This window comes from Streptomyces sp. NPDC054863, from assembly GCF_053610825.1.
Map to the genome: position 1 here is coordinate 1 of NZ_JBSGZD010000392.1, position 6,115 is coordinate 6,115.

Sequence of the window (6,115 nt, forward strand, 5' to 3'; positions counted from 1 at the left end):
CCCGTCAGGATCTTCGCACCCTCCTGCTGGCCGATGTCCAGGTACGAAAGGATCTTCTGGAGCTGGTCGTTGGAGGCCTGTGCGCCGATCATCGTGTCCGTGTCGAGGGGGTGGCCCGGCCTGATGAGTTCGGTGCGGGCGATCGCCGCCTCCAGGAACTCGCCGTAGCAGCCCCGCTGGATGAGGGCGCGCGACGGACAGGTGCACACCTCGCCCTGGTTCAGGGCGAACATGGTGAACCCTTCGAGGGCCTTGTCGCGGAAGTCGTCGTCCGCGTTCCACACGTCGTCGAAGAAGAGGTTCGGGCTCTTGCCGCCGAGTTCGAGGGTGACCGGCTTGATGTTCTCCGAGGCGTACTGCATGATCAGCCGCCCCGTGGTGGTCTCCCCGGTGAACGCGATCTTCGCGACGCGCGGGCTGGAGGCGAGCGGCTTGCCCGCCTCGACGCCGAAACCGTTGACGATGTTGACGACCCCCGGCGGCAGCAGGTCGGCGACCAGGCTCATCCAGAAGTGGATCGAGGCGGGCGTCTGCTCGGCCGGCTTCAGCACGACGGTGTTCCCGGCCGCCAGCGCGGGCGCCAGCTTCCACGTGGCCATCAGGATCGGGAAGTTCCAGGGAATGATCTGGGCCACCACGCCGAGCGGCTCGTGGAAGTGGTAGGCGATCGTGTCGTCGTCGAGCTCGCTCAACGACCCCTCCTGGGCACGCAGCGCACCCGCGAAGTACCGGAAGTGGTCGATGGCCAGGGGAATATCGGCGGCCAGGGTCTCCCGTACCGGCTTGCCGTTCTCCCAGCTCTCCGCGACCGCCAGCTCCTCCAGGTGCGTTTCCATCCGGTCTGCGATGCGCAACAGGACGTTCGCCCGGTCACCGGGCGCCGTGCGTGCCCAGCCGGGTGCCGCCGAGTGCGCCGCGTCCAGGGCGAGTTCGACGTCCTCGGCGGTGCCGCGGGCGATCTCGGTGAAGGTGCGGCCGTTGACCGGGCTCGGGTTCTCGAAGTAGCCGCCGCGCACGGGTGCGACGAACTCGCCGCCGATCCAGTGGTCGTAGCGGTTCTGGTACGAGACGAGTGCGCCCTCGCTGCCGGGTGCGGAGTATCGGGTCATCGCGGTGGCCTCCCTCGGGAGGTGCCGCCCGCCGTCGGGCGGCACCCGGAGGGACGCTAGAGCGGGCGACGTTGCAACGCCGTTGCACAGGCCGCGCCGGCAGTCGGTGACCCACGCAGTTCCGCATCGAGTGCGGCCACCCGCGCAAGCACTGCGGGTCGCCGCTCCGCGGGCGCGGCGGCGGCGAGCGCCCGCCACACCTCCAGATCGTCCTCGCCCCACGGGCTGTACACCCAGTCCGACAGCAGCCCCGGATCCGCGCGCGCCACCAGCGCGGCCCGCAGCTCACCCTCCAGCCGCCGCCTCAGCCGTACGACGGCGGGCGCCTGCGAAGCGGGCAGCAGCGGCCCCGGGTACGCCCCCATGGCGGCAGCCACGGCACCCGACCCGAGCCGCCTGGCCACCACCGCGAAGTCCGCGTCGACCGGGACGGTCAGCCGGTACGGGCGCGAACTCAGCAGGCCCGGCCCCAACAGGCGGCGCAGCCGCGACAGTTCCGCCCGCAGCGTCACGGGCGTGACCGACTCGTCCTCGTACAGCTCGCACAGCAGCTCGTCGCCGGAGAGGCCCTCGGGATGACGGGCAAGCAGTACAAGGATCTCGCTGTGCCGCCTGCTCAGCCGCACCTTGGACCCGTCCGCCACCAGCAGCGCCTCGTCGCGCCCCAGGGCGTGCAGCATGGCCCTGTCGGCGTCCGGGGACGGTGGGGGAGCGAGCAGCGCCAGATGGGACTCGGCGGCGCGGGCCACTGCCTGTACGAAGGCCAGACTGTGCGGATGGGCGAGGCTGTCGCCCCCGGTGATGTCCACCGCGCCCAGGACCCGTCCCGTGTTCGGGTCGTGCAGGGGCGCCGCCGCGCACGTCCACGGATGCACGGGCCGCAGGAAGTGCTCGGCGGCGAACACCTGGACGGGCCGGTCCAGGGCCAGCGCCGTGCCCGGTGCGTTGGTCCCCACCGCAGCTTCGGCCCAGCGGGCGCCCGGCACGAAGTTCATCTTCCCGGCACGTTCCCGGGACTGCGCGTGCCCCTCCACCCACAGCAGCCTCCCGTGCGCGTCGCACACCGCGAGCAGGTGCTTCCCGTCGTGCGCGTACGCCCCCATCAGCTCGCGGACCAGGGGCATCGCCCGGGCCAGTGGATGGCCGTCCCGGTACGCTCCGAGCTCGTCCTCCGCGAGCTCCACGCGCGCGCGGCCCTCGGGGACCACCCGGGCGCGCGCGGACCGCCGCCAGGAGTCGGCCACCACGGGGCGCACCGGCCGCTCTATACGACCCGCCGACGTGAACGCGTCGTACGCCCGGTGCAGCACACCGAGCCGCGCGCCGGGGTCGTCGCCGGGTTCCAGAGCCACCCACGCATCGGTCAAGTCGGCCTCCCCGGCGAAGACTTCGGACGGCAGCGGGCCCGGCGGGCCGCGCCTCATCGTCGTACCGCCAGGGGAGGGAGACAAGCGGTGCGGCAGCCGACCCGGGCGACGGGAACCGGCCCGCGCACGCCGGAACGGCGACGAGAGGCAGCCCCTACGGGGACGACCGGGCTGCCCGGTCGGGGGCCGGCCCGTACCGTCCGCTACTGCTCCGACTGCGCGGCGATGATCAGCTCCTTCATCAGCTCACGGCTCAGTTCGGGATCGTCCTCGAAGGGCAGCCAGTCGCGCCCGCACCGGCACCGCATCCGCACCGGGTCGCCCCATCGGCCCCCGGCGGAGAACCCGGTGACCGCCGCACAGCCCGGGCAGGCCATCGGGCCTTCCCCCGCGATCACGATCGGCGCCAGCATCTCGATCGACCAGGGGTCCAGCAGCTCGAACTCGTCCATGACCGCGCGCCTACCGGGGCAGGATCTCGCCGAGGCCCGCATCCGGTTGCCGCAGGCCCTCCGGAGAGATCCCGGAGGGAAGGGCGGCCTCGGCCTCGCGCGGGCGCCGCAGGGCGGGCTCCGGCGCAGCCAGGTTCTTCTCGGTGTCCATGCAGCGGATAGTGGCACGGGAGCGGAGTGCGCTGCCACCGGCATCCTCCCCGCCCGGCCTGTTCAGCGGGGTCCGGGCCCCGCCGCGGACGGGCCCTGACCCCGTACGGTCCGCGCCACCTCACGCAGGTGCCGGTGCAGCCCCCGGTGCGGTTCGCCGGGCGGCAGCCACTCCTTGCGGATCTTCGCCACACACGTGTAGTTCGTGTCGCAGACGTTGGCGAGCGGTGCCTGGCCGGCCTGACCGACCAGCTGGTACGCGTCCAGCTCCGACAGGCCGTAGTCCCGTGCCAGCCACTGCACCAGATCCAGCTGCGAGATCCGGAACGCGTCCTCAAGGGGGCGCGCCGACCCCGTCGAGAGGATGTGGGTGTCGGACTCCAGCCGCGGCCACGGCGTGGCCACCCCCTTGAGCAGCTCGACCACCACCACGGTGTTCATGGCGCACTCCACGGCGACCCCGCACGTCTCGCCCTCGCCCTGACGGGCGTGCCCGTCGCCCAGGCTGAGCAGCGCGCCCTCCACGTTGACGCCCAGGTAACAGGTGACACCGGTACGCATCTCGGGGGTGTCCATGTTGCCGCCGTGCGCGTCGGGCACCAGCGCGGAGCGCACCTCCAGGTTCGCCGGCGCCACCCCGACCGTGCCGTGCATCGGGTCCATGGGCAGCTCGATCTCGATGTCGCTGTCCCGGGCGCGGAAGAGGCAGGTGCGCCGTTCCCGGTCCAGTTCCCACATCCACACCACCTCGGGCAGCGGCGCCTGCAAGGAGGCCGTCGCATGCGTCGACGTCAGTGCGCCGAACAACGGCACCGTCGTCGACGCCGCCCAGTCGCGCGCGGGCTCGATCGACACGAAGTGCACCGCCACCGTGTCGCCCGGCTCGGCGCCCTCCACGTAGAACGGCCCGGTCTGCGGATTCAGGAAGGGAAACTCGCACACCTGCGACACGAGGTCCTTCTCGGACCGCACCCGGCCCGCGAAACAGTCCTCCGTGTACAGGTCGAGCACCGTGCCCGGCGCGATCCGTGCCACGGGCGTGGCTCCGCCGAAGGTCCAGGCGAACTCGCCCTCTTGAGGCCGTACGGTCACCACGCGGGGATCGGTCATCGGTGTGGGGCTCCACTCTGCGGGCTCTGCGGACGGTGTGGGTTCTGCGGGCCGTGCGGTGCGTGCGGGCCGTGCGGATCGAGGTCGTCGGGCAGGTCGTCGAGGTGCACCCGGCCGGTCTCCGCGACCCGCTCCGGATGCCTGCGCAGCAGTACGCCCAGGACCACGACCCCGACGAGCATCCACACGGCGACGACCGGACCGGCGTACGACACGGGTGCCTTCAGCTGCGACACGAAGTCGAAGGCCGGGATCCCGGCGGCCGTGAGCAGCGCGGGCACGAACGTCACGATGCCCAGCACGGGGAAGAGCAGGTGCAACACCGGGTGGAACAGGTCGCGGCGCCGCCGCAGGAAGTAGCCGATGCACGACAGGTTGACGACGATGTACACCCCGATGACGACGGTGACGATGATCGTGGCCAACAGGACGAACGCTGTCAACGGGTCGTACGCGAAGCCCAGTCCGAGCATCGCGGCCACCGCGACGGCGAACTGCACGGCGATCCCGGTGACGGGGGAGCGGTGGCGGGGGTGCAGCCGCGCGAAGGCGCTCGGGAAGACCCCGATGCGGCCGAAGGCGAAGGCGGTACGCGTCGAGACGTTCGCGCAGGCATTGGCGTTGGCGACCGTCGAGTTGACCACCGCGAGGAACAGCAGCAGCCAGAACAGCCCGAACGACGCCCGCGCCACCCCCTCCCACGAGGCGGCGCCCGCGGCACCGAACCCGGCGAAATCGTCGGGCCCCAGATGGACCGCCATCGCGTAGGTGGTCAGGATGTACACCAGGCCGATGGACAGGGCCGCCCCGAGCACCGCGCGCCGCATCGTACGGCGCGGATCCTTCGCCTCCTCCGCGAGCGGGGCGGCGGCCTCGAACCCTGCGAACGCGAGCACCGTGTAGACGGACCCTGCGAAGATGCCGCTGATTCCGTCGAATCCGTCGGCGGTGTGCGAAGTGCCGAACACCGAGAGGGTGTTGGCATCGCCCGCCTGTGAGATCAGCAGCACCGCGAACACCACGAACACCAGCACCTCAAAGATGCCGAGGACCGTCCCGAAGCGCGCCGACGCCCGCACCCCGAAGAATCCGGCCAGCGCGATGACCACCGCCCCCGCAAGGGACCACGGCCACCACAGGTCCGCGGGGTAGGACGCCCACTCCTGGTGCAGCGTGCCCGCCGTGGTGAATCCCAGCTGGAGCAGCAGCAGCGCCGGTACGAGCGACTCGACGAAGGCGTACCCCCAGCCCACCAGGAAGCCCACCGCCGGATGCAGGCCCTGCGCCGAGTACGTCGCCACGGAACCGGCGGCGGGCATCCGGCGCGCCAGCTCTGCCACGCACGAGGCGGTGAACAGACAGGCCACCAGCGCCACCAGCACCGACAGCGGCAGACTGCCGCCCGCGAAGGCGGCACCGGCCGGGATGGAAGCGGCGATCGCCGCCGCCGGTGCCATGGCCGTCACGCTCTGGAAGAGGACGTCGCGCAGCCCTACGGCATTGCGGCGCAGTCCCGTGTGCGATTCCCCCGACACCCTGTGCTCTCCTGTCCGCCGACCGGATTGCCTCGTCACTGCCTCGTGCGCTGAACGGTTGCGCGGTGTGCGGCGTGCGGCGTGCGCGGCTCACCGTACGGCGCGGGGCGCATGCGGAGGAAGGGTGCGGGGAGGCGCGGGGGAGCGCTGTGCCCGCCTGGTATGCCCTGCCGGCGAGCGCCCGGGCATCCGGAATGTTGCGGTCCGTCGCACGAAAGGCACCAACTTGCCTACAGGGCTCGCGAGATGCCCTCGTACGGTCGACTCTGGACGGTATGGCCATGCCGCCCGTACCACCGCACCAGCCGCCGGGAACGCCGCCCGGAGGAGGCTTCGGACCGCCCCAGGGGCCGCCGGGTCCGCCACAGGGCCCGCCGCCCGGCGGTTACGGC

Annotated in this window: 6 protein-coding genes; all 6 read right to left on the reverse strand. The window is 72.0% G+C overall.

All coding sequences use genetic code 11. The features are described 5' to 3' along the window. On the reverse strand, nt 1-1,109 hold a 1,109-nt coding region (locus ACWGIG_RS36030), incomplete at its 3' end, for an aldehyde dehydrogenase family protein (RefSeq protein ID WP_453325926.1). Nucleotides 1,110-1,165: 56 nt separating this feature from the next. Beyond that, nucleotides 1,166-2,476: a GAF domain-containing protein gene (locus ACWGIG_RS36035; protein WP_453325927.1), complete on the reverse strand. Its 1,311-nt coding sequence runs from the start codon at nt 2,474-2,476 to the stop codon at nt 1,166-1,168. 203 nt (nt 2,477-2,679) lie between these two features. Continuing rightward, the gene (locus ACWGIG_RS36040) at nt 2,680-2,928 is read right to left on the reverse strand and encodes a hypothetical protein (RefSeq protein ID WP_453325928.1); all 249 of its coding nucleotides are present in this window, start codon (nt 2,926-2,928) and stop codon (nt 2,680-2,682) included. 10 nt (nt 2,929-2,938) lie between these two features. Continuing rightward, complete coding sequence (locus ACWGIG_RS36045; protein WP_453325929.1) at nt 2,939-3,079, reverse strand: hypothetical protein; 141 nt, start codon at nt 3,077-3,079, stop codon at nt 2,939-2,941. Between the two features lie 62 nt (nt 3,080-3,141). After that, nucleotides 3,142-4,188: an acetamidase/formamidase family protein gene (locus tag ACWGIG_RS36050; protein WP_453325930.1), complete on the reverse strand. Its 1,047-nt coding sequence runs from the start codon at nt 4,186-4,188 to the stop codon at nt 3,142-3,144. Then, on the reverse strand, nt 4,185-5,723 hold the full coding sequence (locus ACWGIG_RS36055) for an APC family permease (protein WP_453325931.1): 1,539 nt from the start codon (nt 5,721-5,723) through the stop codon (nt 4,185-4,187). The genes ACWGIG_RS36050 and ACWGIG_RS36055 overlap by 4 nt, the downstream gene beginning before the upstream one ends. Nucleotides 5,724-6,115 lie beyond the last annotated feature (392 nt).

Coding starts and splice junctions, on each gene's coding strand:
- ACWGIG_RS36040 (WP_453325928.1), bottom strand. CDS start 2,928: ATGGACGAGTTCGAGCTGCTGGACCCCTGGTCGATCGAGATGCTGGCG.
- ACWGIG_RS36045 (WP_453325929.1), bottom strand. CDS start 3,079: ATGGACACCGAGAAGAACCTGGCTGCGCCGGAGCCCGCCCTGCGGCGC.
- ACWGIG_RS36050 (WP_453325930.1), bottom strand. CDS start 4,188: ATGACCGATCCCCGCGTGGTGACCGTACGGCCTCAAGAGGGCGAGTTC.